At 49.0% G+C, this 23,269-nt stretch carries 17 protein-coding genes and 1 pseudogene; 17 read left to right on the forward strand and 1 reads right to left on the reverse strand.

Going from position 1 to position 23,269, the window contains the following annotated elements; translation table 11 throughout:
• Window positions 1–29 precede the first annotated feature (29 nt).
• The gene (locus ACFPYJ_RS15325) at window positions 30–962 is read right to left on the reverse strand and encodes a LysR family transcriptional regulator (protein WP_379189022.1); all 933 of its coding nucleotides are present in this window, start codon (window positions 960–962) and stop codon (window positions 30–32) included.
• A gap of 281 nt (window positions 963–1,243) precedes the next feature.
• Between ACFPYJ_RS15325 and ACFPYJ_RS15330 the strand changes: the two genes are divergently transcribed.
• The 17 genes and pseudogenes from ACFPYJ_RS15330 to ACFPYJ_RS15410 all read left to right on the forward strand — a co-directional run bounded on the left by ACFPYJ_RS15330 (window position 1,244) and on the right by ACFPYJ_RS15410 (window position 23,156).
• On the forward strand, window positions 1,244–1,948 hold the full coding sequence (locus tag ACFPYJ_RS15330; protein WP_379189023.1) for an isochorismatase family protein: 705 nt from the start codon (window positions 1,244–1,246) through the stop codon (window positions 1,946–1,948).
• A 58-nt stretch (window positions 1,949–2,006) separates the two neighbouring features.
• Entirely contained in the window at window positions 2,007–2,954 is a 948-nt protein-coding gene (locus ACFPYJ_RS15335) for an ABC transporter permease (protein WP_379189024.1), read from the forward strand.
• 29 nt (window positions 2,955–2,983) lie between these two features.
• On the forward strand, window positions 2,984–3,871 hold the full coding sequence (locus ACFPYJ_RS15340) for an ABC transporter permease (RefSeq protein ID WP_379189025.1): 888 nt from the start codon (window positions 2,984–2,986) through the stop codon (window positions 3,869–3,871).
• A 36-nt stretch (window positions 3,872–3,907) separates the two neighbouring features.
• Complete coding sequence (locus ACFPYJ_RS15345; RefSeq protein WP_379189026.1) at window positions 3,908–5,926, forward strand: ABC transporter ATP-binding protein; 2,019 nt, start codon at window positions 3,908–3,910, stop codon at window positions 5,924–5,926.
• Window positions 5,913–7,211, forward strand: a complete 1,299-nt coding sequence (locus tag ACFPYJ_RS15350) for an MFS transporter (RefSeq protein WP_379189027.1) — start codon at window positions 5,913–5,915, stop codon at window positions 7,209–7,211. Before ACFPYJ_RS15345 ends, ACFPYJ_RS15350 begins: the two co-directional genes overlap by 14 nt.
• 24 nt (window positions 7,212–7,235) lie before the next feature.
• Window positions 7,236–7,961 (forward strand): isochorismatase family protein, encoded by a 726-nt coding sequence (locus ACFPYJ_RS15355; RefSeq protein ID WP_379189028.1) that lies wholly within the window; start codon window positions 7,236–7,238, stop codon window positions 7,959–7,961.
• A gap of 94 nt (window positions 7,962–8,055) precedes the next feature.
• On the forward strand, window positions 8,056–9,660 hold the full coding sequence (locus tag ACFPYJ_RS15360; protein WP_379189030.1) for an ABC transporter substrate-binding protein: 1,605 nt from the start codon (window positions 8,056–8,058) through the stop codon (window positions 9,658–9,660).
• Between the two features lie 6 nt (window positions 9,661–9,666).
• The gene (locus ACFPYJ_RS15365) at window positions 9,667–10,914 is read left to right on the forward strand and encodes an MFS transporter (protein WP_379189031.1); all 1,248 of its coding nucleotides are present in this window, start codon (window positions 9,667–9,669) and stop codon (window positions 10,912–10,914) included.
• Between the two features lie 523 nt (window positions 10,915–11,437).
• A pseudogene (locus ACFPYJ_RS15370) lies at window positions 11,438–13,046 on the forward strand (gamma-glutamyltransferase family protein).
• Between the two features lie 186 nt (window positions 13,047–13,232).
• Window positions 13,233–14,540, forward strand: a complete 1,308-nt coding sequence (locus ACFPYJ_RS15375) for an extracellular solute-binding protein (RefSeq protein WP_379189032.1) — start codon at window positions 13,233–13,235, stop codon at window positions 14,538–14,540.
• Window positions 14,541–14,587: 47 nt separating this feature from the next.
• Window positions 14,588–15,391 (forward strand): sugar phosphate isomerase/epimerase family protein, encoded by an 804-nt coding sequence (locus ACFPYJ_RS15380; RefSeq protein WP_379189033.1) that lies wholly within the window; start codon window positions 14,588–14,590, stop codon window positions 15,389–15,391.
• 18 nt (window positions 15,392–15,409) lie between these two features.
• Window positions 15,410–16,543: a Gfo/Idh/MocA family protein gene (locus ACFPYJ_RS15385; RefSeq protein ID WP_379189034.1), complete on the forward strand. Its 1,134-nt coding sequence runs from the start codon at window positions 15,410–15,412 to the stop codon at window positions 16,541–16,543.
• A 103-nt stretch (window positions 16,544–16,646) separates the two neighbouring features.
• A complete protein-coding gene (locus tag ACFPYJ_RS15390) occupies window positions 16,647–17,519 on the forward strand; it encodes a carbohydrate ABC transporter permease (RefSeq protein ID WP_379189035.1) in 873 nt (290 codons plus the stop codon).
• 27 nt (window positions 17,520–17,546) lie between these two features.
• A complete protein-coding gene (locus tag ACFPYJ_RS15395; RefSeq protein ID WP_379189036.1) occupies window positions 17,547–18,374 on the forward strand; it encodes a carbohydrate ABC transporter permease in 828 nt (275 codons plus the stop codon).
• 164 nt (window positions 18,375–18,538) lie between these two features.
• Complete coding sequence (locus tag ACFPYJ_RS15400) at window positions 18,539–20,314, forward strand: sensor histidine kinase (protein ID WP_379189038.1); 1,776 nt, start codon at window positions 18,539–18,541, stop codon at window positions 20,312–20,314.
• Window positions 20,315–20,324: 10 nt separating this feature from the next.
• The gene (locus tag ACFPYJ_RS15405; RefSeq protein ID WP_379189039.1) at window positions 20,325–21,920 is read left to right on the forward strand and encodes a response regulator transcription factor; all 1,596 of its coding nucleotides are present in this window, start codon (window positions 20,325–20,327) and stop codon (window positions 21,918–21,920) included.
• A gap of 9 nt (window positions 21,921–21,929) precedes the next feature.
• Window positions 21,930–23,156, forward strand: a complete 1,227-nt coding sequence (locus ACFPYJ_RS15410; protein WP_379189040.1) for an MFS transporter — start codon at window positions 21,930–21,932, stop codon at window positions 23,154–23,156.
• Window positions 23,157–23,269 lie beyond the last annotated feature (113 nt).

The raw sequence follows: 23,269 nt of genomic DNA on the forward strand, positions 1-23,269 counted from the left end.
CTTATTGCCTTGACACTATAGGCATTTTTTTACCAGACATCGCTCGACAACACAGATAAGGATTTTTGAAATTCAAATTTATTGGTGATGCCTTCTTCAAAATGCTTAAAAAACAAATAATCCAGGCTGTTTAATTCTCTGTCGAGACTAGCGATAAAGATCTGGATGGGAGGAAAAGGGTTGTGTTCAATCTCCAATTGAACCAACTCTTTTTGTTTGACTTCATTTCTCATCGTTAAATTTCCGGCGAGACAAACCCCCATATTTCTTTTTACAAAATGCTTCATTAGCTGCAAATTGTTCGTTTCGTATTTGGCCTGATACGTCAAATTGAATTGGCTTAACGTTACATCGATAATTTTTCGATACTGCGTTTCACTTGTGAACGTTATTAGCGGTTCTTGTGAAATTTCATTCAAAGAAACGTATCCACTGTTTGCAAAGCGATGCTCGGGGGATACGAAAAGCTTGGTCTGCTCGCTGTGTACGGGGCGGTAGACAATCTCGCTGTCGTTACTTGCGTAACGGGTTATACATAGTTGGAAATTCTGGTTTTTCATCAAGCGTATAAGCTCTTTTGTGGGATAACAATAAACCTTTATGGAAATATGCGGATATTCTGCAGTAAATGAGTCCATAATTTCCGGAAGCGCATGGGCGAATGAATTATTGCATCCAATCGACAATGTCCCTGTAGCCCCCAGACCAATCCTTTCAATAGCCTCCTTGCCTTTTTGCAAAGCGCCAAGAATACTTTGGGCATGGGGCAGAAAAGCTTTTCCTTCTTCTGTGAGCTTTACTCTTCTTTTCCCGCGAATCAGCAAAGACTTCCCTAAGTCCTTTTCCAACTGGCTGATGCGGTGGGAAATCGTCGGCTGAGGCAAATACAACAGTTCTGCAGCTTTAGTGTAACTCCCTACTTGATAGACGGACAGAAAGGTGCTGATTTGTTCTAAATTCATTCCGCATCACTCCAGGTTTTTAATAATTGATGTCATGTAATATAACGCAATATATTCATTTTAACATGTAAAACTATGGATTTGTCATTGAAATTCTAGAATTCCAGACAAATGCATTCGCTTTCATTCGTTTTTTCAATAAAACCATTCATATTCGGTAATTTACTTGACATTTAAATTAGAATATGATGTTAACAAATATCAGGAAACGTCCTGATGATGTCACATATCATAACATTCAAGAGTATTACAAATTTGCTAAATGGAGAGGGGAATTTTAAATGAAGTACGATTTTGAAGATCACTGTTGGAAAGAAATGGTTAGTGAAGAACTGTTGGAAATTTATAAGACGTATCGGAGAGAAACTTATGTAGGAAAAAAACCTGCCCTGCTGGTGGTCGACCTGTATAACCTTGCTTACGAAGGAGGTGCCCGGCCGGTTATTGAGCTGCAAAAGGAGTATCCAAGCTCCTGCGGTATTCATGCTTGGGAAGCCATTGAGCCTACTAAACAATTAGTCGAGGCCGCAAGATCGCTTGGTTTTCCTATCATTTATTTGACGGGAGACCAAAAAACAAGGATGACGGGGGCATTTTCGTCAACAAACCGTAAATCGACTTCTGTGAAAAGCGATGACGCCTATGAAATATACCATGCATTCAAACCGGAACCGGAAAATTTGATCATTTATAAAACAAGGGCAAGCGGTTTTTACGGCACTCCGTTGTCTGCGTATTTAACGATGATGGGCGTTGACAGCTTGATCGTTTGCGGGGAATCCACGAGCGGCTGCGTACGCGCCAGCGTGGTCGATGCATACTCCCACGGCTTCCATTCCGTTGTTGTGGAGGAATGTTGCTTTGACCGCAGTCCATTATCCCACAAAATCAGTCTGTTTGATCTGCACCATAAATACGCCGATGTGATGCACATTGATGAGGTGTTGGAACATCTCGCGAACCGTGAACTGCTGAAAACGATATAACGAATCTCTTTGAATCGCATGATTTGATTGGTAAAAAACAGTCCGGGTGGTGAAAAAGATGCTCAGCTATTCCATAAAAAGAACTTTGCAGCTGATTGTGACGATGCTAGGCGTAGTTACGCTGGTGTTTTTCTCCATTCGTATGATTCCGGGCGACCCGTCAGCGGCTATGGCTGGGGACAACCTTTCCGGAGAGGCCTTAGAGGTATTTCGGCAAAAGCTGGGGCTTAATGCTCCGCTTTGGATTCAATATCTCGACTATCTTAAAAGCATTATAAGATTTGATCTGGGAAATACGCTCACGACTTCCCTCCCTATTACGGGGCTGATCTTGAAAGCTCTTCCAATCACGTTCACGATGGCCGTATTAACTCTTATTGTTTCCATCCTGATCGCCATACCGCTTGGAACGATCGCCGCTTTCCTCGCTAATAAAGGAAAGCGGACGCTGGATAATGCCCTCACCTCGGCTTCGATGGTGGGGGAATTAATGCCTTCTTTCATGTCCTCGCTGCTTCTGATGCTGTTACTGTCCCTTACTCTGCACTTGCTGCCGGCAAGCGGCGCGATTCAATTCGATGATCCCTTCATGCTGATTAGACGGTTGGCGCTGCCTGTTATTGTTCTTTCCCTTTCACAGATTTCCACTCTGGCGAGGATTACACGTACTTCGGTGCTTGAAGTGTTGAACGAGGATTACGTAAGGACGGCGCGATCGATGGGCCTGTCGGAAATTGTAGTGATATTCAGGCATGCATTAAAAAATTCCATGCTGCCGATTATCACTGTAATTAGTTTAAGCTTCGCAAACCTGCTAAACGGAGCGGTTATTGTGGAATACATTTTCTCCATACCGGGAACCGGAACTTTGCTTATCAGCGGTATTAACAGCCGGGATTATCCGCTTGTCCAAAATGGCATTTTATTCTACTCCTTTATTTTCATTTCAGCGAATTATATTACGGATTTGATTTACAAAAAAGTCGATCCGAGAGTACAGATATAGCCTAATTTGAACAAGAGGAGGGATTTGAAATGAATCAGAAAGCTGTAGGTACGCCGTTCAGCCCAGCGGGAAAACCGGCACATATATCTATTCCATATTTGCGGTTTTTTAATGTAAATAAAAGCGTATTGTATGCTGCGATCATCCTAATTCCTTTTGTGCTTGCAACTATGTTTGCTCAATTGCTCCCCTTGCAGCCGCCTTTGGAGTCTAACGTGCAGGCGAGCTTGCAAAAACCTTCGCTGGAACATCCGTTCGGGACAGATAAACTTGGTAGAGACGTGCTCAGCAGAACACTGGCGGGAAGTAAAGTTTCTCTAACTGTGGGCTTTTCGGTTGCGCTCATTTCACTGATTTTTGGAGTTGTTTTGGGAACAATCTCGGGTTTTTACGGAAAGTATGTGGACCGAATCATCATGGGGATCGTCGATATTTTCCTTGCTTTCCCATCGCTTTTGCTGGCTATCATGCTGGTGGCCATTCTCGGAGCTGGAATTGTTCCCGTGATCATCGCAATTACGGTGGCGGACGTACCCAGGCTCATTCGTCTGCAGCGTTCACTCGTACTCAGCTTAAAATCGCGAACCTATATTGAAGCCGCCAAGACTGTGAACGCCTCCCGGGGATGGCTTATGGCCAAACACATCGTTCCGAATACGATCGCACCGCTGCTCGTAGCCGCTAGTATTGCCGCTGCCAACGCGATATTGCTCGAAGCTAGTTTGAGCTTTATAGGACTAGGAATTAAGCTTCCGGAGCCGTCTCTCGGAAATATTATTAAGGAAGGACAGCAGTACCTTCAGCAAGCTTGGTGGATCTCAGCGATGCCGGGGCTCTCTATTTTTCTCATCGCAATTTCCCTTCATTTTTTATCCGACGGTATTCGCCAAACTTTGGATCCGAAAGCAAGGAAATAAACGGAGCTCACATGAATGACTTGAGGAGGACGCAACATGGAGATGGAAGGGATTCAAAAGAAAATGATATTGCAAGTTCGCGATTTGAATACTCACTTCTTTACGGATTCGGGGACTGTGAAGGCGGTTAACGGCGTTTCTTTTGAACTGCTGCGCGGAGAACGTTTAGCCATTGTCGGCGAAAGCGGTTCGGGGAAAAGCGCAATGGCTATGTCCCTGATTCAATTGCTGGCTTTTCCCGGCAAAGTGGTGTCAGGCAGCGTCAAACTGGAAGGCAAGGAGCTCATCGGACTGGGAGAACGGGATTTAAATAAGTTCCGTGGAAGCGCAATCGGTACCATTTTTCAAGATCCAATGGCGTCGTTAGATCCGGTCATGAAGATCGAAGATCAGATGGTAAAGCCGATCCGGATGCATCTGAAATTAAACGCTAAAGATGCGCGCAGCTTGGCCATTAAACTTTTGACACGCGTTGGCATTCCTGATGCGGATAAACGAATATCCTCTTATCCGTTTGAACTCAGCGGAGGTATGCGGCAGCGTGTCATGATTGCGATGGCTCTATCCTGCAACCCAAAGCTGATCATTGCCGACGAACCGACAACTGCTCTGGATGTAACTATTCAGGCACAAATTGTCCAGCTTTTAAAGGAATTGGCGGAAACGACAGGCACCGCCATGATGTTCATTACTCATGATTTGGGGCTGGTTGCCCGGTTCGCGCAAAAAGTCGCGGTCATGTATGCCGGAAAGATCATTGAATTCGGAACTGTCCACGAAATTTTCAGTCAGCCGAAGCATCCCTATACGCAAAGCTTGCTCAAGACGATCCCAAGCGTTGCCGGGGAAAAAAAGCATCGGCTTTTGCAAATTCAAGGTTTCCCGCCCGATATGAAATTGCTAGTTACAGGTTGTTCTTATAAAGAACGATGCCCTGTGGCTACCGACCGCTGTTATCGGGATTCGCCCGATTTGACCTTGCGGGGCGGCAATCAATCGGCTGCCTGCTGGTTGGAAAATGGGTTAATGAGCGAAGGAGAAGAAAAAATCGCTGAACTTTTGAGCTACAAAAAAAAGGAATATTCCGTCAAGAAAATGGATTCCGAAAAAAATAAGGAAGTAAATGATGCAAGCGGCACTGTTTTGAAAATCCAGGATTTGAGCAAGCATTTTACAAAAACATCGTTGGCCCCGTGGAAGAAAAGTACGGTAGTACGCGCCGTCAACGGCATTAATATGACCCTTAAGAGAGGCGAAACGATCGGCATTGTTGGGGAAAGCGGCTGCGGCAAAAGCACAACCGCCAGGATGCTGCTGAATCTGGATGAGCCTACGTCAGGAAGCATCAACATAGAGGGAAATATCCAGATCGTTTTCCAAGATCCCTATTCTTCTTTCAACCCGAAAATGAAAATCAGTGAAATCATCGGGGAACCGCTCAATGTGCAAAAGATCGGCACAAAAGAGGATCGCAAACAGAAAGTGGGAGAGTTGATTCAAAAGGTCGGACTCGAATCTTCTTATTTGGACCGTTATCCTAGTCAGTTAAGCGGCGGACAGCGCCAGCGCGTCGGCATTGCAAGATCGCTTGCTTTGAATCCATCTGTCATTGTGGCAGACGAACCGACATCGGCACTGGACGTCTCCGTCAGGGCTCAAATCATTAATCTGTTATGCGATTTAAAAGACGAGATGGGACTTAGTTTTATTTTTATTTCCCATGACCTGTCAACCGTACGCTATATTTCCGATACGATTGCGGTTATGTATTTGGGTGAAATCGTTGAGTACGGACCGGCCGAAGAAATATTCAATAATCCCGTTCATCCGTATACGAAGGCTCTGCTTAGCGCCGTTCCCGTGCCGGACCCAAGGGTGGAGGAGAGCAGGAATATTGAATTGCTTCAAGGAGAACTGCCTAGTTTGACGAACCCTCCAGCAGGATGCGCGTTTAGTTCCCGTTGTCCTCTAGTAACGGAAAGATGCATGAAAGAAAAACCAAAACTCGATGATTATCGAGTGAACAGAAAGGTATCTTGTTATGTTGTCTCCTGAGTTTTATCGGAAATTTGGAATTTACGGCGGCGGTTTTTTTTATACCATTACCGGCATGGCGCAGCCCTTTTTCACGCTCTATGCGCAGGAAGTCGGCGCCTCTAATGCCTCGATCGGGTTTTTGGTCACTATGCGTGCGCTTCTGCCTATCTTTATCGCGATGCCGATTGGACAGCTGATTGACTCGGTCGGTCCCGTCCGAATGTTGAAATACGGAAGTGTATCGCTTAGTTTATCGCTGTTTACCAACATGATTGCCACGAGTTTATGGATGATGGCAATATCACAAATATTTATGGGTATTTGCGTCCTTATCATGTCGTCATGCTTCCAGGTGCTGGTTTCTGAAGGGCGCAAAAAGGAGCGCAACGGCAGCATCAATAAATATTCGATGTGGATGTCTGCCGGCGGGATGCTGGGTCCGTTAATCGGCGGGGGAATAACTTCTTTATTTGCAAACAAACTGTTCGGCTATAAATTCACTTTCGGCGCTGCCGGCGTGACCTCAGTTCTGTTTATTATATTATTGCTCATTATTTCCAAAGGCTATCAACATGCAGAAGCTGAAAAGTCCGTGAAACCTAAGGATCTGCTGAATACAAAAGGTATTCTTGACAGTTACATCAGCGGTTGGCATTTATTGAAAATTCGCTCCGTTCAGTTCGGATTGATCGCTACTTTCCTGATTATGTACATTCAATCGCTGTATGTGAGCTTTATGCCGATTTATTTGGATGAGCTTGGATACTCTACATTACTTATTTCAGTCATTATTTCAATACGAGGTTTTGCAAGTATGCTATCCAGATACGGTTTAGGCTGGTTTATGCGCCTTGCGTCTATGGAGCGAATACTGATAATTGCCGGTATTATTGCCTCTATTGGTGTTGTGTTGACGCCGCTCGCAGGTTTGCACATGGCATGGATCATTATTGTGGTTATGATCATTGGAGGCGCGGTTGGGATCAATCAGCCGGTGAGTATCATGATTATGGTCGACGACGACCAGGGGCCAAATCGTGGCAAGCTGATGGGGATGCGTCTGATCATGAATCGAATATCGCAAATTTTGAGCCCCGCTATATTCGGCATCTTGGGTCAAACGCTCGGGTTATCGATTGCTTTTTATGCAGGAGGCGGGTTTCTTGTTGCAGCAATGTTTGGATTTTCGTTGTTTACCTCGTTGAAATGGAAGTTGAAAACGCCAGGCGCCGAACCAACGGAGGGGGATCAAAAAAAGCCCTTCTCCAAGCCGCAGTCAAAGTCGAATGAAAGAGCTTTATAACAAAACACAGGGAGGAATTTTGAAATGGATATGACGAAAGAATGGGAACGATTCTTTACCGAGCAAGATAAAGAACATTACAAATTATGGGGTAAAAAACAACCTTTCGGGTTCGGAAAAAGCCCAGCACTTCTACTTATCGACATTTACTATGGAGTTCTCGGATTGAAGAGAGAGCCGCTGCTAGAGCAAATCAAGTATCTTCCCGGCGCCATGGGACTCGAGGGCTGGGAAGCCGTGGACCGTGCGGCAGAGCTGCTAGCCGCAGCCCGGGCGAACAACATTCCGGTCATCCACATCACGAAACTTGATACGGATGGTGTAATCGGTTGGGGCGGCAGAATAGGCAGAAGACCGACGAACATCCCGGAGGAACTTCGCAGAAGAATGAGCGAAATCGTTGAAGAAGTTGCACCCCAGCCGGGAGAGGTCATACTTCGCAAAGCATCTCCGAGCGCGTTTAATGGAACGGTGCTCGCTTATCAGCTTCGCTCCATGGGCATCGATACGCTGATTGCCTGTGGCGAATCGACGAGCGGATGCGTCCGGGCAACGGTAGTTGACGGCGCAACGAACCGCTATCATATGGGTGTCGTGGCTGAAGCTTGTTTTGACCGTACCCAGATGTCCCACTACGTGAATCTGTTCGACTTACATCAAAAATACGCTGATGTCATTGACCGGTTTGAAGCATCGGCATATTTTGCAGAAATTGCCTCCGGAAAGGAGAAGGAGCCGGCAAAGTTATAAAAGGAAAGATAAACCCGCTTCTTAAGAAAACCAAGGGATGCTTAACTAATTTGTTAGAGTAAAATCTTAAAAATAGAAGAAGAGGAGCCATACTATGAAAAAAGGATTCGGAGTTGTTCGTGTGTTGGTATTGCTTCTATCTCTTACTTTAATTTTCGCGGCTTGTTCCAGTAACAGCGATTCCAAACAAGATGCGGCTGTAACCAATTCAGCAAATTCCGCGGATACGGGGAAAGCTGAAGACAAAGTGCTGCGCGTCCGTACTTATGACGATCCCGCCGGATACGATCCTGCCTCAGTTTTCCGGACAGAAAACGAAAATATCGCTTTCAACATTTATAGCGGTTTGGTGTCGTATGATTCAAAGACAGGTCAAATCATTCCCGATCTCGCGGATAAATGGGAATCGAGCGATAATAAAACATGGACGTTCCATTTGCGTAAAGGGGTCAAGTGGCAAAAAGGATATGGTGAACTTACGGCTGCCGATGTCATATACTCCTACCAGCGTATCATTGACCCGAAAACAGCTTCACCATACGCAAACGACTTCGCCAACGTTGCATCGGTCGAAGCCCCCGATAATTACACGGTCGTTTATAAGCTGAAAACAGTGGACGGCAATTTTCCTCATATCGTCGCCAACTATCACCAGGGGCAAATTGTTAAAAAGGAAGCCGTAGAAAAGTATGGAGACCAGTACAAATGGAATCCGGTCGGCACCGGTCCGTTTGAATTGGAAAGCTTAAAAACGAACCAGGAAATCGTGCTTGCTCGCAATGCCGACTATTTCAAAGGTCCGGCGCCGATCAGCAAAATCATTTTCTCCATCATCAAGGATGATGACACGGCCGGTATTGCGCTGCAGAACGGTGAAGTTGATTTGGCGATGCGAATTGATCGTACGGAAACGATTGAAAGACTGCAGCAAGCCGGTTTTCTAATGAATACCCGTCAAGACAGGGCCGTTAATGTCATGGTATTCAACACGACCGTCAAGCCTCTCAATGACGTTAAGGTAAGGCAGGCTTATGCTTACGCAATCGATTGGCCTACAATTATCAAGACCACTTATCCTCTGTTGGAAGCGCCGACCATAAACTTGCTGCCAAAATGGATGGATGTATATACAAGCGATGTTCCAAGGTATGATTACAATCCGGAAAAATCGAAGCAGTTGCTTACTGAAGCGGGCTATCCGAACGGCTTTACAATCCATCAGCTTACAACATCGTCATCTGGCATAACCGAAGATCTGCAGTTGGAACAAGAGTATCTGAAAAAAGTGGGCATCGACCTGCAATTTGAACTTGTGGATTCGCCAACGTATAACAAGCGGAGAAATCAGGGCGACTATGAAATATCTTCAAGACTGCTGCCTGCAATCAATCCAGACACGATACTGTTCAACTACCTGCACCCGTCTTATACAGTGCCCAAAGGACTTAACGGAGCAAGGTACGATAACCCGGTTCTGACAACCAAACTGGAAGCTGCGCGTTCCGAGACAAATCCGGAAAAAAGAAAGCAGTTATACGCGGAAGTGCAGAAAATCGCTATGACAGATTTGCCATACATGCCGTATTATTCCGCGCATACGATTTGGCCGAGTTACGATTATGTGATCAATGTAAATATCAACCCGATTTCACAGGTTAATTATTACGAGGTCGACATGAAACCGAACAAAGGGAAATGATGATATATGACTTCGGCTGAATTTGATCCGTCCAACAAGAAGCCCCTCTATTGGGGGGCCTTCGGTGTACTCTTTTTATCTGTCATCTTGTACTGGCTTGGAATCAGCATGGTTTGGCCGGTCAATGTCTTGTACTTCAGTTCTCAAGGCTATCCGCCGCTGATGGTCGGATTTTTCCTGGCTCTCAATTCGATTATTCCATTCTTATTCGCGATGCCGGCAGGCGGATTTATTGACCGGATCGGTACCCGAAAGTCGGTGCTTATCGGTACCGCGCTCTGTACAGCGAGCGGATTCATGTATATTGTGGGCGGGAATCAGAGTATCCTGTTTCTCTTCCTGACAGGACAAATCATAAACGGATTTGGGGCTCTATTGACCTGGGGGGCTCTTCAGGCATCGGCGGCGATAGAAGCAAGTAAAGTGAAAACCTCGGGAAAAAGCGATCATATCTTGTCCAATTTCGCCTTTGTTAATTCACTTGCTCAATTGTCGGGTCCGGTGCTGGGCGGAATACTTTCGGATAATGGCGGTTATGCTAACGTGTTTTCCCTGTACGCAATTCTGAGCGCTTTCGCATTCGGTAACGCTTTCTTCCTGCCGAAAGCTGCGTTGTCGAATGCGGTCAGGAGCATGGGCAGAACACACCAATTTTGGAAAAGCTATGTCATTGGAATAAGTCTAATGAAGAACAACAGGTTGTTTTTCATGGCTATTCTTCTCAACGGAATCCTGTTCATCCTCGTCGACATCAGAGGGACGTTTCTGCCGATTTATCTTTCAACGGGCGGGCTATCCAATACGCAGGTAGGTGTTCTGCTGTCCTTATCGGGCGCTGCGGCTGTTATTATCCGTCCATTCGTCGGAACGCTGCTCAAATTCGTAGGCTATCAATGGATGATGGTTATTTGCATCGTATCAGGAGGCCTATGTTTGGCTGGTCTTTCGCTGCAGCCTGCGGTTTGGTTCATAGCCGTAGTCATCTTCATCTGGGGAGCTTGTACCGGCATCAATCAGCCGATGGCGCTTATTATGGTTGCAAACACTGTACAGACGCATGAGCAGGGCATGGGAATGAGCATCCGCACGATGGCTAACCGTTCGGTGCAATTTATTAATCCGCTTTTTATCGGAGCGGTATCGGGCATCTTTGGTTTGTCCGTTGGCTTCGGAATCATTGGAGCGGTTTTGGTTCTGACAGGAACGGCTTACCATTTCATGAGAGCCCGATCTCTCCCTGCGGATCATTCTTAAACGCCCTGTCAGTAGACAGCTTGAACCCTGCCCTGTGTTAAACTGTTTACATTCAACTGAATATCCGTATATAAGAAGCAGAGCAGCCGATGTGGGCTGCTCTTTTTTTTATAATGATGGTTTAAAACCAGAATCAGTGCATGACGAAATAAGCTAAGGTTGAAATGTAAAAACATCAGCTAACCGGGTTGCAGGTCAGCCCCTGCCCGATCTGCAAGTCGGATGAAGAGTAAGCAGGATCTCCCTAGCTGGAGCCGCCGTTTGGGATTGACGAGCGACGGATCAGCGCCGCTGCTAGTGATGTGCCTCGAAAACTGTTCGTAATGGGAGATAATATATTGTGAGGGAGCGTCAAACCCGTTTAATATTTTGGGATATTTTTATATTTGCGTAGGATATCGATCTTTAATGACACCGTTTATAATAGACACATTAACTTTTCGTGAACAAAAAATAAAGCGCATTCAACAGCTTTTGGAGTCTCAACCCGCTGATTGAATCCATGAAGAAGGAGAGAAGCAGTATGAATTATGACTCCTTATGGAATCCATACCCCTCCAGGAGGATGGTAACCTACGCCAGAAAAGGAATGGTCGCGACCACCCAGCCGCTTGCCGCGCAAGCGGGCCTCGATATGCTCAAGAATGGGGGCAATGCGGTGGATGCGGCAATCGCGACGGCTGCCTGTCTGACTGTCGTCGAGCCGAATTCCAACAGCATCGGAGGCGACTCCTTCGCAATTGTGTGGGTCGATGGCAAGCTGCATGGCCTGAACGCCAGCGGGCCTTCTCCCGCCTCGATTTCGCTTGAAAAAGTCCGTGCAGCCGGATACGACAAAATTCCGGCCTATGGCATGCTGCCGGTAACCGTTCCCGGAACGCCGGCCGCTTGGGCGGCGTTGTCGGAGCGATTCGGTCGTCTTCCATTTGATGAAGTGCTGAAGCCGGCGATCGAATACGCGGAGAACGGCTTTCCGGTATCTCCGACAATAGCTAAATACTGGAAGAAGGGCTATGACAACATCCGTGCATTGAAGAATGAATTATATGATCCCTGGATGGACACATTTGCTCCGCAAGGCCGTGCTCCCGCCGCGGGTGAGATTTGGTGCTCTGCAGATCACGCCCGTACGCTGCGATCTATTGCAATGACAAAAGCGGAGTCGTTCTATCGCGGAGAGCTGGCCGAGAAAATCGATGTTTTCTTCCGCAAGCACGGGGGCTTCCTTGGCAGAGAGGATTTGGCTGAATACAGTCCGGAGTGGGTAGACCCGATCAGCGTAAATTACCGAGGCTACGATATCTGGGAAATTCCGCCGAACGGACAAGGACTCGTCGCTCTGATCGCGCTCAATATCTTCAAAGGCATGGATTTTGACGCAAAGGATACCGTAGCCACCTACCACAAGCAGATAGAAGCTGTAAAATTGGCCTATGTGGACGGTATAAAATATATTACGGACCCGCGAAATATGAAGGTTACGGTCCAGGAACTGCTCTCCGAAGCTTACGCTGAGGAACGAAGATCCCTGATCGGTATGGAAGCTTTGCTTCCATTGGCCGGAGAGCCGCCTACGGGAGGTACGGTCTATTTGGCAGCGGCGGACGGAGAGGGCAGCATGGTCTCCTTCATTCAAAGCCATTCCGGCGACTTTGGGTCCGGGGTCGTCATTCCCGGAACGGGAATCTGCATGCAGAACCGGGGGGCCGGATTTTCCATGGACCCTGAACACGCTAACGTCCTGGAGCCACGGAAGAAGACCTGCCATACGATCATTCCGGGGTTTTATTACGAAGGATGGGTTGCCGGTCGGTCCCTTCGGCGTAATGTGCGGATTGATCCAGCCGCAAGCGCATGTGCAGATCGTCATGAATGCCATCGATTTTCATCTTAACCCTCAGGCAACCCTGGATGCGCCAAGATGGCGGTGGATGAAAGAAAAGATAATTGAAGTGGAGCCGCAGTTCCCCGATCAAATCGCACAGGCTCTGGCCAGAAAGGGGGATGTGGTGCAGCGCGCGCTGGATTCGGGTATGTTCGGCCGGGGGCAGATCATCTGGAGAGATCCCTCAACCGGCGTATTGGCAGGCGGGACGGAACCAAGGGCGGACGGAGAAGTGGCTGCGTGGTGAATTCCGGCCTTTTTCACACCGCAGGCAGCTCCCAGCGCGCGGTGCAGCAACGCGAAAGCCTGTATTTGCATTAAAAATTTGGATGTTATCATAATTGGCCGGGATAGTAAGAGCAATCGCGCTCATTATATAATAGTCCTGTAAGGTTGATGTTAATAAAAATAACATTGGATGAGGGGAATGTGTATGATTAAAGGTTTGTTTCAAAAGTCACTGCTTGCCGCCGCTTCCGTTGCACTGCTAACCATTACGGCTTGCGGAAACGACAAGGCGGACAACGGTCAGCCTCAGGCGGCAGCCGATGAGAAGGTTACGCTCACGATGGAGGATAACTGGTCGAGCCCTAACGTAGACAACCAGCTGTACAAGGAACGGATTCAGAAGTTCCAGGAGCTGAATCCGAATATCAAGATCGAAGCACAGGACATTCCTTCCGCGCAATACCGCACCAAGCTGCGCACGGAAGCGGCCGGAAACAGCATGCCCGATATGTTCATCCTGTTTCCCGGAATTGATATGGACCCGTATATCGATGCGGATGTACTGATGCCGATTGACGAAATTATGGATAATTGGAAAGATATCCTGCCCGCTCAGGCATTGGCCGGTTACAACGTAGACGGTAAGCAGTACGCCATCCCGGCGAAAATGACCTTTGTCGATATTATTTACTACCACAAAGATATGCTGGCGAAGGTCGGTTACAATGCGTTTCCGACCACCTACGCCGATTTCCTGGATTTGGTGAAGAAGCTGAAAGCATCCGGCGTGACGCCGATGGGTATCGGCAACAAGAACAGATGGCCGCTGCAGTCCACCTTCATGTCGGCAGTTGGAGACCGCAGTGCCGGAACCGATTTCCTGACCAAGGTAAAGGAAGGTCAAGCAAAATTCACAGATCCGGACTATTTGAAGGCGCTCGGCATTCTCGATGAGCTGAACAAAGCCGATGCCTTCAACTCCGACCTGAACACGATGGACGAAGTACAGGTGCAGGATTATTTCCTGCAGAAGAAATCGGCGATGACGATGACAAGCTCGACGATCGACACCAAATTCCGCGTCAGCAACACGGAAAACCCGGACAACATCGGCATCGCACTCTTCCCGTCCATCGAAGGCGGAAAAGGCACAGCGGGCAAAAGCGCCGGAGTCATCCAATACGGTATCGGGCTGAGCAAAGAGTTAACAGGAGCGAAGAAAGAAGCGGCGCTCAAATTCCTGCAGTACTTCTATGCTCCTGAATTGTACCAGAACCTGATGAGCAAGGGCATCGTAGTCCCGGCTACGGTAGATATGCCTCAGGACACAAGCAAATATTTGAAGGAAATGATCGAGCTGACCAAGAACGGCGACGCCTTAGTGTTCGACAGCGTGATGCCGGCAACAATCAAGGACGTGATCGAGAATGACCTTCAGGCCATTACGATGAAGCAGAAAACACCGGAACAGGTCGCCCAGGATATGCAGGAGGCCATGGATAAGGTCAAATAATTCGGCGGAGCAGCATGCCGACTAATCAGGGAATGGAGGGGTGGCAAGTGAAAGCTTCGCTTGGAGGATTCTCCTTCTACCAGCTGTTCAGCGAAGGCGAAATGGACATCTTCGGATATCTGGAGACGGTCAAGCACCGCTACAGACTGAATGCCGTCGATCTGTGGAACGCTTTTTTCACGGATCGCAGTGTTCCCCTCTGGAAGCTCGCAAGCGACGACCATCTCCGAAAAATCAAAAAGTCGCTTGACGAGAAGCAGCTGACGGTCGCCAACCTGATCGTGGACCGGGCCCACTTGTGGGATCCGGATCCGGGTGAAAGGGACCAGCTGCACCGCAACGCGCTGGAGCATCTGCATGCAGCGCATCTCTTGGGTGCAAGGACGGTTCGGATCGATGCCAACCGGGGACCCGGGGAGTTGACAGAGGAACAGTTCGAGTATACGGTCCTGCGCTACCGGGAATATGCACAGCTTGCGGCGGATTACGGATTTACGGTTGGCCCGGAGAATCATACGGGCATTTCGCTGGATCCTCGTTGGATGAGGAAGGTCGCCGAAGCTGTTGATCACCCGGGATTCGGCATTTTGCTCCATATCGGACGCTGGAATGACACGGATGAACCGGGAGATCTGCTGGTTGCCCCTTGGGTAAATCACGTTCATCTGGACGCGCGGACACTTGCTTCCGCAAAAGCGGAAGCAGCTGTTAAAGCGCTGGCAGACAGCGGGTATGAGGGATATTGGGCGGTGGAATATAATGCCCCGTCCGATCCATTTATCGAAATCGAATGGGCATTGGCCACAATGAATAGACTGCTGGCGGCGGTACGACGGGCAGCTTCAAAGTAAAGCTTGGGGGTGTAACCATTGGAACATGCACAAATCAGAATCGGCGTTATAGGCGTAGGGATTATCGGCAAGCAGCATCTGGACAACTACTCCCGCATTGAAGGCGCGCAGGTGATCGCCGTATGCGACATTAACGAACGGGAAGCCCGGGAGGCTGCGGAGAAATACGGGGTTCCCGATGTTTACACGGATTATAAAGAGCTGCTGGCGCGGGATGATATCGATGCGGTCGATGTGTGTCTGCATAACAACTTTCATGCGCCGCTGACGATCGCCGCGCTGCAGGCCGGCAAGCATGTTTACTGCGAGAAACCGATCGCCGGTTCCTATCACGACGGCAAATGGATGGTCGACGCTGCCCGCGAGAGCGGGAAGATGCTTCACATCCAACTGGGCACGCTTTACAAGAAGGAAACGAAGGCAGCGAAGGCTCTGATCGACGCCGGACAATTGGGCAGGCTGTTTCATGCCCGGTCGAGCGGCTTCAGGCGCCGGGGCCGCCCCTTTGTAGACGGCTTCGGCACCGCTCATTTCACGAGGAAGGAAAGCGCAGGCGGCGGGGCTCTTCTGGACATGGGCGTGTACCATATCGCCCAAATGCTGTATTTGCTGGGGAACCCGAAGCTTGAGCGGGTCACCGGCAGATTGATTCAAGAGATGGAGATGGATCCGCAAAGAAGCGCGCAAAGCGGCTTCGATGTGGAAGAGCTCGCGCTTGGCTTCGTCACTTTTCAAGGCGGTGTGACGCTGGATATTTTCGAGGCCTGGGCCGTTCATCTTGGCGGCGTTGAAGGCAGCAGCATTATAGGCTCACGAGGCGGTATCAGGCTCCCTTCCTATCATTCTGCGGAGCAAACCTCGGAATTAAGCTATCATACGACAGTCGCCGACATGGATATGGACAGCCGCATCGATTTGAACCGGATGGATATCCGCTGGCACCGGATGAGAGAGAATGAAGATGCTTACGATTCCTCGCAGCAGCACTGGGTCGCAGCCCTGCAGGGCCGCGTCAGTCTTCTGCCGACGGCCGAAATTGCGCTTTCGACCATGCTGATCAGCGAAGGTCTATACCTCTCCGACGCGAAGGGCCGCGAGATGACGGCAGATGAAATCGCAGCGAGCTCGAAGTCTCTCGCGATCTGGATATAGCAGGAGCGCGGATCAGGGGCTTTACTATCCGGGGCGGCTTAAGGCTTGTCCCGGCTGCCCCTTCACCCCTTCATAAGAAAACCCACACAAAGGAGGGCTAACTATGACGATAACGAAGCGGATGGCACTGACTATTTTTGCCGGGATGCTCCCCGCCTTGATAATTTATATCGGCTTTGCGATGGTTCCCGTCGCGATGTCCTTCTACTATTCTTTCTTCAATTGGGACGGCCTGTCCGACATGACATTCGCGGGCCTCGACAATTACGTCTCGATACTGAAAGACGATATTTTCTGGAGAGGCGTAAAAAACAATCTGTTCATGATGGTAAGCGGAATCGTGGGCCAGCTGCCCCTTGGACTATTTTTCGCTCTGCTGTTGAACCGTTCTTTGAGAGGCCTCAAAATGTACCGCTCCGCTTTATTTCTTCCTGTCATCATCTCGGCGGTTATCGTCTCGATGATTTGGAATATGGTCTATGGCACGGAATCAGGGCTGTTGAACGGAATTTTAGGCCTTCTCCATCTGGAGTCCTGGAAACAAAACTGGCTGGGCAGCCAACGCTTCGGCATGCTGTCCGTAAGCATCACTTATCTATGGCAAAATTACGGCTTCTATATGGTTATTTTTCTGGCTGGCTTGCAAAATATTCCCGAAGAGATCCGTGAAGCCTCCGCTATGGACGGAGCGACCGGCTGGAGACGATTCCGGCATATTACCCTTCCGATGCTGAAGGAAACGATCTGGGTGACGCTTATCTTCTCGATCAGCAACAGCTTCCGGGTATTTGACCTCATCTACGTGATGACGGCAGGAGGGCCGGCCCATAATACGGAGGTCATGACGATTTACATGTATACCAATGCCTTCAACAACATGAATTTCGGGCTTGGAAGCGCCGTTTCCATCCTGATTCTACTATTCAGTCTAATCGCTATTTATGCGGCCAAATTGGCAACCAGCCGAAATGATTGAGCAAGGCATGCCGCGGAAGGAGGAGCTATGCAAACATCACGGGGAAAGAAAACGATCATTCATCTATTTTTAGCGGTTCTCTGTATCATTAATATTATCCCGATTGTCTGGATGGTAGTCGGTTCGTTCAAAACCGAGGAAGACTTTGCCACCAATCCGCTGGGACTGCCTAAAGCTTGGAACTTCAGCAATTATGCAGAGGCCTGGAAGGTCGCGCATCTCGGCACATATTTCTGGAACAGCGTGCTAGTGACTGCGGGTGCGATCGTGCTTACCGTGCTTCTCGGAGCGCTGACCTCTTTCTTCCTGTCCAGATTCAGATTCCGGGTTCGGGGATGGCTTTACAGCTTGTTCATTATTGGGATGACGATTCCAATCCATACCACGCTTGTTCCTATTTTTATTCTGATGAAAAAAGTAGGGCTGCTCAATACCCACCTGTCTCTGATTCTCCCGTATACGGCTTTTCACCTTTCGATTACGATCTTTATTCTTGTAGGCTTCATGAAAATATTCCCGAAGGATATAGAGGAGTCCGCCATTATGGATGGGGCCGGCATCTACCGGATCTTCTGGTCCATTATCCTTCCGATGACCAAGCCTGCGCTGGCCACAGTCATTATTATTAATTTCATTTATAACTGGAATGAGTTCCTGTTTGCGCTCGTTCTGATCAATAAAGCTGCTCTGAAGACGCTGCCTTTGGGTCTTGCCAATTTCGCAGGTACGGAGACCCGGTTCCAAACCCTGCAAATGGCAGCCTTGAGCATGGCACTGATTCCGCTTCTCGTTTTTTACCTGGCCATGGAGAAGCAGCTTGTGCAGGGTATGACGGCCGGCGCCGTCAAAGGATAGCTTTCGGCAATATTCGCTCATTAGAGCCGAAGGAGAATGGATTTGCAGAATTTGGTCGAATGCTATTTCAGATTTCATCTATAGTTTTCCTTTATGATAGAAGGAAACAGGGCTCAAGGCAGTGAAATAAAGGAGTATGCCAGCCCCGGGGGGAATGAAACCAGTTGAAATCAAGCACAAACCGATTTCTCAATATCAGCTTAAGAAAAAAATCAGTTGCGATCTTCATTATGCTGGTCACCCTTCCATCCCTGCTGATCGGATATGTGATCCTGAGCCGGTATGAGTCCGTGTTGCGGCAGCAGTATATCGACTCTATGGAGAAGAATCTCAATACAATCGAGATGAATCTGACCGAGAAGATCAAGGCGATTGAAGATATCTCGGACTACATGATTTATCAGGAAAATTACCGCAGCTTTCTGGAAGCTAAGCCCACTCCCGGCAGCATGGAGCAAATCTATAAGGACAAGACGGCGATCGAAGGCTTCTTCGCGTTCCAGACCATGTCTAAGCATTATATCAAATCGATTTCTTTGCAGGGCGTGGGCGGCAATGAGCTGCAGATGGGAGAGCCGGTCAAAGGTTTCGAACAGCCCTGGAGCGATTTGGCGAAGGCCGATCGGGGCGGAATTGTCTGGACGGATTCCTATTCGCTGGAGAGCGGCTGGACTGGCAGTAAACGCGTCATCTCGATGTTCCGTGTTATTAATTCGTTTGAGAAGCCGTCGTCTCCGGTCGGCCAGGTGATCGTTCGTCTGAATGAATCTGAGTTCACCGACTTATTGACAACGCCGGTCCCCAAGGATCAGGGCTCAATATTCATTGTCCGTCCCAATGGCAGCGTCCTGCTGCATCCGAATGAGAAGCTGGTAGGTAAGCCGTATCCGGACAGGACGATGCTTCAGGAAATCGTAACCAAGCGCAATAATGTGTTCTCCTTGCGGGAGGAAGGAACCTCCTACGTCGTATTTAACCAGCATATGAAATCTACGGGTTGGAATATTGTGGCGATGGTCAAGGATGAGACGATTGTCGAGAAAACAAAGGCCATTAAAGCGTCCTTGCAGATTCTGATCCTTGTTATTTTGGTTCTTGGCCTGCTCGCTTTAATCGGCTTCGAACTGGCCATCATCCGGCCGATCCTCGAGCTGAAGAAAGAAACGCACCGGCTCAAGCACGGAGACTTCTCGGCTCAGGTCGAGGTGCGCTCACGCGATGAAGTCGGCGAGCTCGGCAGGCAGTTCAATAATATGGTCACCACGATTAAAGATCTCATCGATAAGAAATATAAGCTGGAGATCCGGCAGAAGGATTCGGATCTGAGAATCCTGCAAAGCCAGATGGATCCACATTTTCTATATAATACGCTCGACACGATTCGATGGACGGCCCGATTGGAGCAGGCTCCTGAGACCAGCCAATTAATTGAGACATTATCCCGGTTTTTCCGGATGGGGATGGACAGCGGCAAGCATCATACGACGCTCGCCGGTGAAATGGAGTTTGTTCGGGCTTATTTGAATTTACAGCAGAAGCGGATGGGCAGCAAGCTGCGGTTCAGTCTCTTTATGGAAGCGTCATTAGAGGATGCGGCGGTACTCAAAAAGGTCATTCAACCGCTGGTGGAGAATAGTATCAAGCACGGCTTTAAACGGCAGGCAGGAAAAATTGACGTTCGCGCCTATCGGGACGGTATGAATTTGATTATTGATGTGATCGATTCGGGGACTGGCTTTTCCATGGAAAAATGGCGTCTGATCCACCAGGCTCTTCAGAAGAGGACCGGAGATAAAAGTGTGCTGGATCACGCCATCTGCAACATTCATGAACGGATTCAGCTTGTTAACGGCAGCGGCTACGGAGTAGAGCTTCCCGTGGGACAATTCAATACGGGAGCATGCGTAAGGTTAAGATTACCTCTTTGGAAGAACGAATAGGAGGAGAAACATGACCATTCGATTGCTAATCGTTGATGATGAACCGGTCATTTGCCAAGGCTTAAGACAGACAATTCCTTGGGATAAGATCGGCGTGGGAGTGGCGGGGGAAGCCTATGACGGTGCGGAAGCCTTGCAATTCGTATCCGCACAGCCTGTCGATCTCGTGCTTACGGATATTAACATGGTTGGGATGGACGGACTTGAGCTGGCCAAGGAGCTGAAGGAAAGATGGCCGCAGATCCGCATCATTATCGTCAGCGGCTATGATGATTTTGAGTATGCGCGCCGGGCCTTGCGTCTTGGGATCGAGGATTATTTGCTGAAGCCGGTCAACATCGAGGAGCTGATGGCGATGGTCCTGAGAATCTGCACGGAAATCTCGCATGACGCGGAGCAGGAAAAAAAGCGTGAGCGCGAAAGCTGGGTAAAGTGGATGATCCAGCTTGTACAAGGAGGAGCCGCGATCCAGAAGGACGCCGAAACGCCGCCATCAGCCGCACATGTCCTGTCGTCCTACCGGTTTGTCGCCAGCCAGCTGGAGGATTATGCCGAGTGGACCGACCGTACGCCCGAGGAGCAGCAGCAGTCCGCCCGGAAATTGTGGGAGAGTACCGTTCATGCGTCGCTGAAGCCATACGATCAGGAGGTCATCTCCTTCTTCCATCATCCGAATCTGCTGCTCTCTCTGTGCATCGGCTCCCGGCAGGTAAGCCGGCTGGATCTGACTAATGCCTTGTCGGAAGCACAGAGCTTGGTACCGTCGGCTCCCCGCCTGCATTTCGGCGTGTCGCCGGCTTTTTCCCAATTGGATGAAGCCTCCCCCCGCTGTATGGAGGCGATCGCCGCCCTGCAGCTAACCGCGGTTCCGGACGACCGCACCGTTTTATTCCATAATGATGAGCAAATCTCCAGAAGGCACCCTCTGCCGTTCTCTCCGTTCGAGCTGGAGAAGCAGCTGGTCCATGTTCTTTTCCACGGAAGCTATGAGGAACTGGATGAAGTCATCGGGAGCATCATGAGGCAATTTCGCGAGAGGGGCTATCTCGTGAAGGAAATTTTGCAAGCCTTCAAGGAATTGAGCATCATCCTGCAGCGCAGACTGCACACGAACGGCATGGATTTGTCAGAGCGTGCCGATCTGTTCAACACGGGCGAAGTCGATCTGCTGGTGCACAACTCCTACCGGGCCATGGAATCGCTGCTCCGCAAGGAGCTCTGGTCCCTGCATTCCATTATTCATTCCTCTCTGTCCAACAAGAACCACTGGATTACCGAACGCGTCAACAAGCATATTTATTCCCGCTACCATACGGATTTGAAGGCCTCTGAGGTAGCTGCCTGGCTCAAAATAACGCCGAACTATTTCAGCAACCTGTTCAAACAAAATTTCGGCAAGGGGTTCGCGGAATATTTGAATGAAGTGCGCATCGAGCGGGCCAAGGCCAGTCTGGTAGGGACCGATGAGCGGGTGTTTGAGATCGCCGAAAAGGTCGGATACAAGGAGTACAAATATTTCTGCTCGATCTTCAAATCGTACACTGGAATCACACCGACGCAGTACCGGAAGCTTGCAAAAACAGGTTCGACAGCTGGAAAGGATTGAGCGAAGTACATGTCATCCCCTTCATTGACTAACATACGTTCCCTGGGCTTCATAAAAGTGTTCAACTTTTTCATCTACGGGGCTATCGCCGTTTATAGCACTTTTTTTCCGCTCTATCTGAAGGAAACCGGCATGTCCAACTTTACGGTTGGCATGCTGCTCGCCGGAGGTCCTTTCATCTCGCTGCTGTCCAACCCCTTCTGGGGATATTGGAGCGACCGGCTTCAGAATGCCAGGCGTGTTCTGCTTATATTGTTGATCGGCAATGCGGTGGTCATGCAAATCGTTTTTTCACTGAACGCGGGTTATCTTATTTTTACGTTCATGCTGCTCTATTTTTTCTTCCAAAGCCCGTTGTTCTCGCAAAGCAACAGTCTCATTCTGGATGTGGCCGAAAAGACAGGCCATAAGTTCGGCAGCTTCCGGCTGTGGGGGTCACTAGGCTGGGCGGTCATGGCGGTGGCTACAGGACCGGTCATCGAGCGTCTGGGCATTCGCCAGCTGTGGATCGTGTACGGCTTGATGATGGTCATCTCCATCTTCTTAGCCATCAAGCTGCCCCGTGGAGGCAAAACAAATAACCGGAAGGGCGCCAAGGTCGGTTATGGTCAAATATGGACCAATAAACCTTTTATCATGTTCCTTGCCATTGGTGTACTCATTTCAATCCCCAACTCGATGAACAACACGTTTGTTTCCATCTATATCTCCGATTTGGGAGGCAAAAATGCTCTGATCGGCTGGTCCGCTTTTCTATCATCCATCTTCGAGATCCCGGTTTACTTGCTATTCGACCGGTATTTGCGCAAAAACCAAAGAACGATGATCCTTTGTCTGGCAGTGGTCAGTATGCTTTACGCGCTGCGCTGGTTTCTAATGTCGGTGGCGGCAAACCCTTATCAGATCATCTTCATCCAGGCCCTGCACTGTCTTACTTTTGCAGGCTATTACTATGTGGGGACGCAATTGACCGTCCTGCTCGTTCCGAAGGAATACCGGGCTTCGGGTCAAGCGGTTTATGCACTGAGCTGGGGAGGGGTGTCCGGGATCGTAGCGGGCGTCACAGGCGGCTGGATATTCCAGAATTTAGGCGCGCATATGATGTACCGGATCAGCACTGTGACGGCTTTGTTGGGCGTGGCGGGCTTTGCACTCCTATTCCTTTTTATCAGGAAAACCAGCCGCAAGAACCTGAAAGTTCAAGGCTATAGCGGCCAAAAACATAAAGAAGCTTAAATTCGGGGTGATCGAAAACAAGCATACTGCCTTGGCAGTATGCTTGTCAGGCTGTAGAGAAACCCACTCTTTTCTGAAGCGATGGGTTTCTCTTTTTGTTTGAGACATGGTTT

The sequence above is a fragment of the Paenibacillus solisilvae genome, assembly GCF_042656405.1.
Classification (GTDB): Bacteria; Bacillota; Bacilli; order Paenibacillales; family Paenibacillaceae; genus Paenibacillus_Z; species Paenibacillus_Z solisilvae.

Coding starts and splice junctions, on each gene's coding strand:
- ACFPYJ_RS15365 (WP_379189031.1), top strand. CDS start 9,667: ATGACTTCGGCTGAATTTGATCCGTCCAACAAGAAGCCCCTCTATTGG.
- ACFPYJ_RS15405 (WP_379189039.1), top strand. CDS start 20,325: ATGACCATTCGATTGCTAATCGTTGATGATGAACCGGTCATTTGCCAA.
- ACFPYJ_RS15360 (WP_379189030.1), top strand. CDS start 8,056: ATGAAAAAAGGATTCGGAGTTGTTCGTGTGTTGGTATTGCTTCTATCT.
- ACFPYJ_RS15345 (WP_379189026.1), top strand. CDS start 3,908: ATGGAGATGGAAGGGATTCAAAAGAAAATGATATTGCAAGTTCGCGAT.
- ACFPYJ_RS15410 (WP_379189040.1), top strand. CDS start 21,930: ATGTCATCCCCTTCATTGACTAACATACGTTCCCTGGGCTTCATAAAA.
- ACFPYJ_RS15350 (WP_379189027.1), top strand. CDS start 5,913: ATGTTGTCTCCTGAGTTTTATCGGAAATTTGGAATTTACGGCGGCGGT.
- ACFPYJ_RS15375 (WP_379189032.1), top strand. CDS start 13,233: ATGATTAAAGGTTTGTTTCAAAAGTCACTGCTTGCCGCCGCTTCCGTT.
- ACFPYJ_RS15340 (WP_379189025.1), top strand. CDS start 2,984: ATGAATCAGAAAGCTGTAGGTACGCCGTTCAGCCCAGCGGGAAAACCG.
- ACFPYJ_RS15355 (WP_379189028.1), top strand. CDS start 7,236: ATGGATATGACGAAAGAATGGGAACGATTCTTTACCGAGCAAGATAAA.
- ACFPYJ_RS15335 (WP_379189024.1), top strand. CDS start 2,007: ATGCTCAGCTATTCCATAAAAAGAACTTTGCAGCTGATTGTGACGATG.
- ACFPYJ_RS15395 (WP_379189036.1), top strand. CDS start 17,547: ATGCAAACATCACGGGGAAAGAAAACGATCATTCATCTATTTTTAGCG.
- ACFPYJ_RS15330 (WP_379189023.1), top strand. CDS start 1,244: ATGAAGTACGATTTTGAAGATCACTGTTGGAAAGAAATGGTTAGTGAA.
- ACFPYJ_RS15390 (WP_379189035.1), top strand. CDS start 16,647: ATGACGATAACGAAGCGGATGGCACTGACTATTTTTGCCGGGATGCTC.
- ACFPYJ_RS15325 (WP_379189022.1), bottom strand. CDS start 962: ATGAATTTAGAACAAATCAGCACCTTTCTGTCCGTCTATCAAGTAGGG.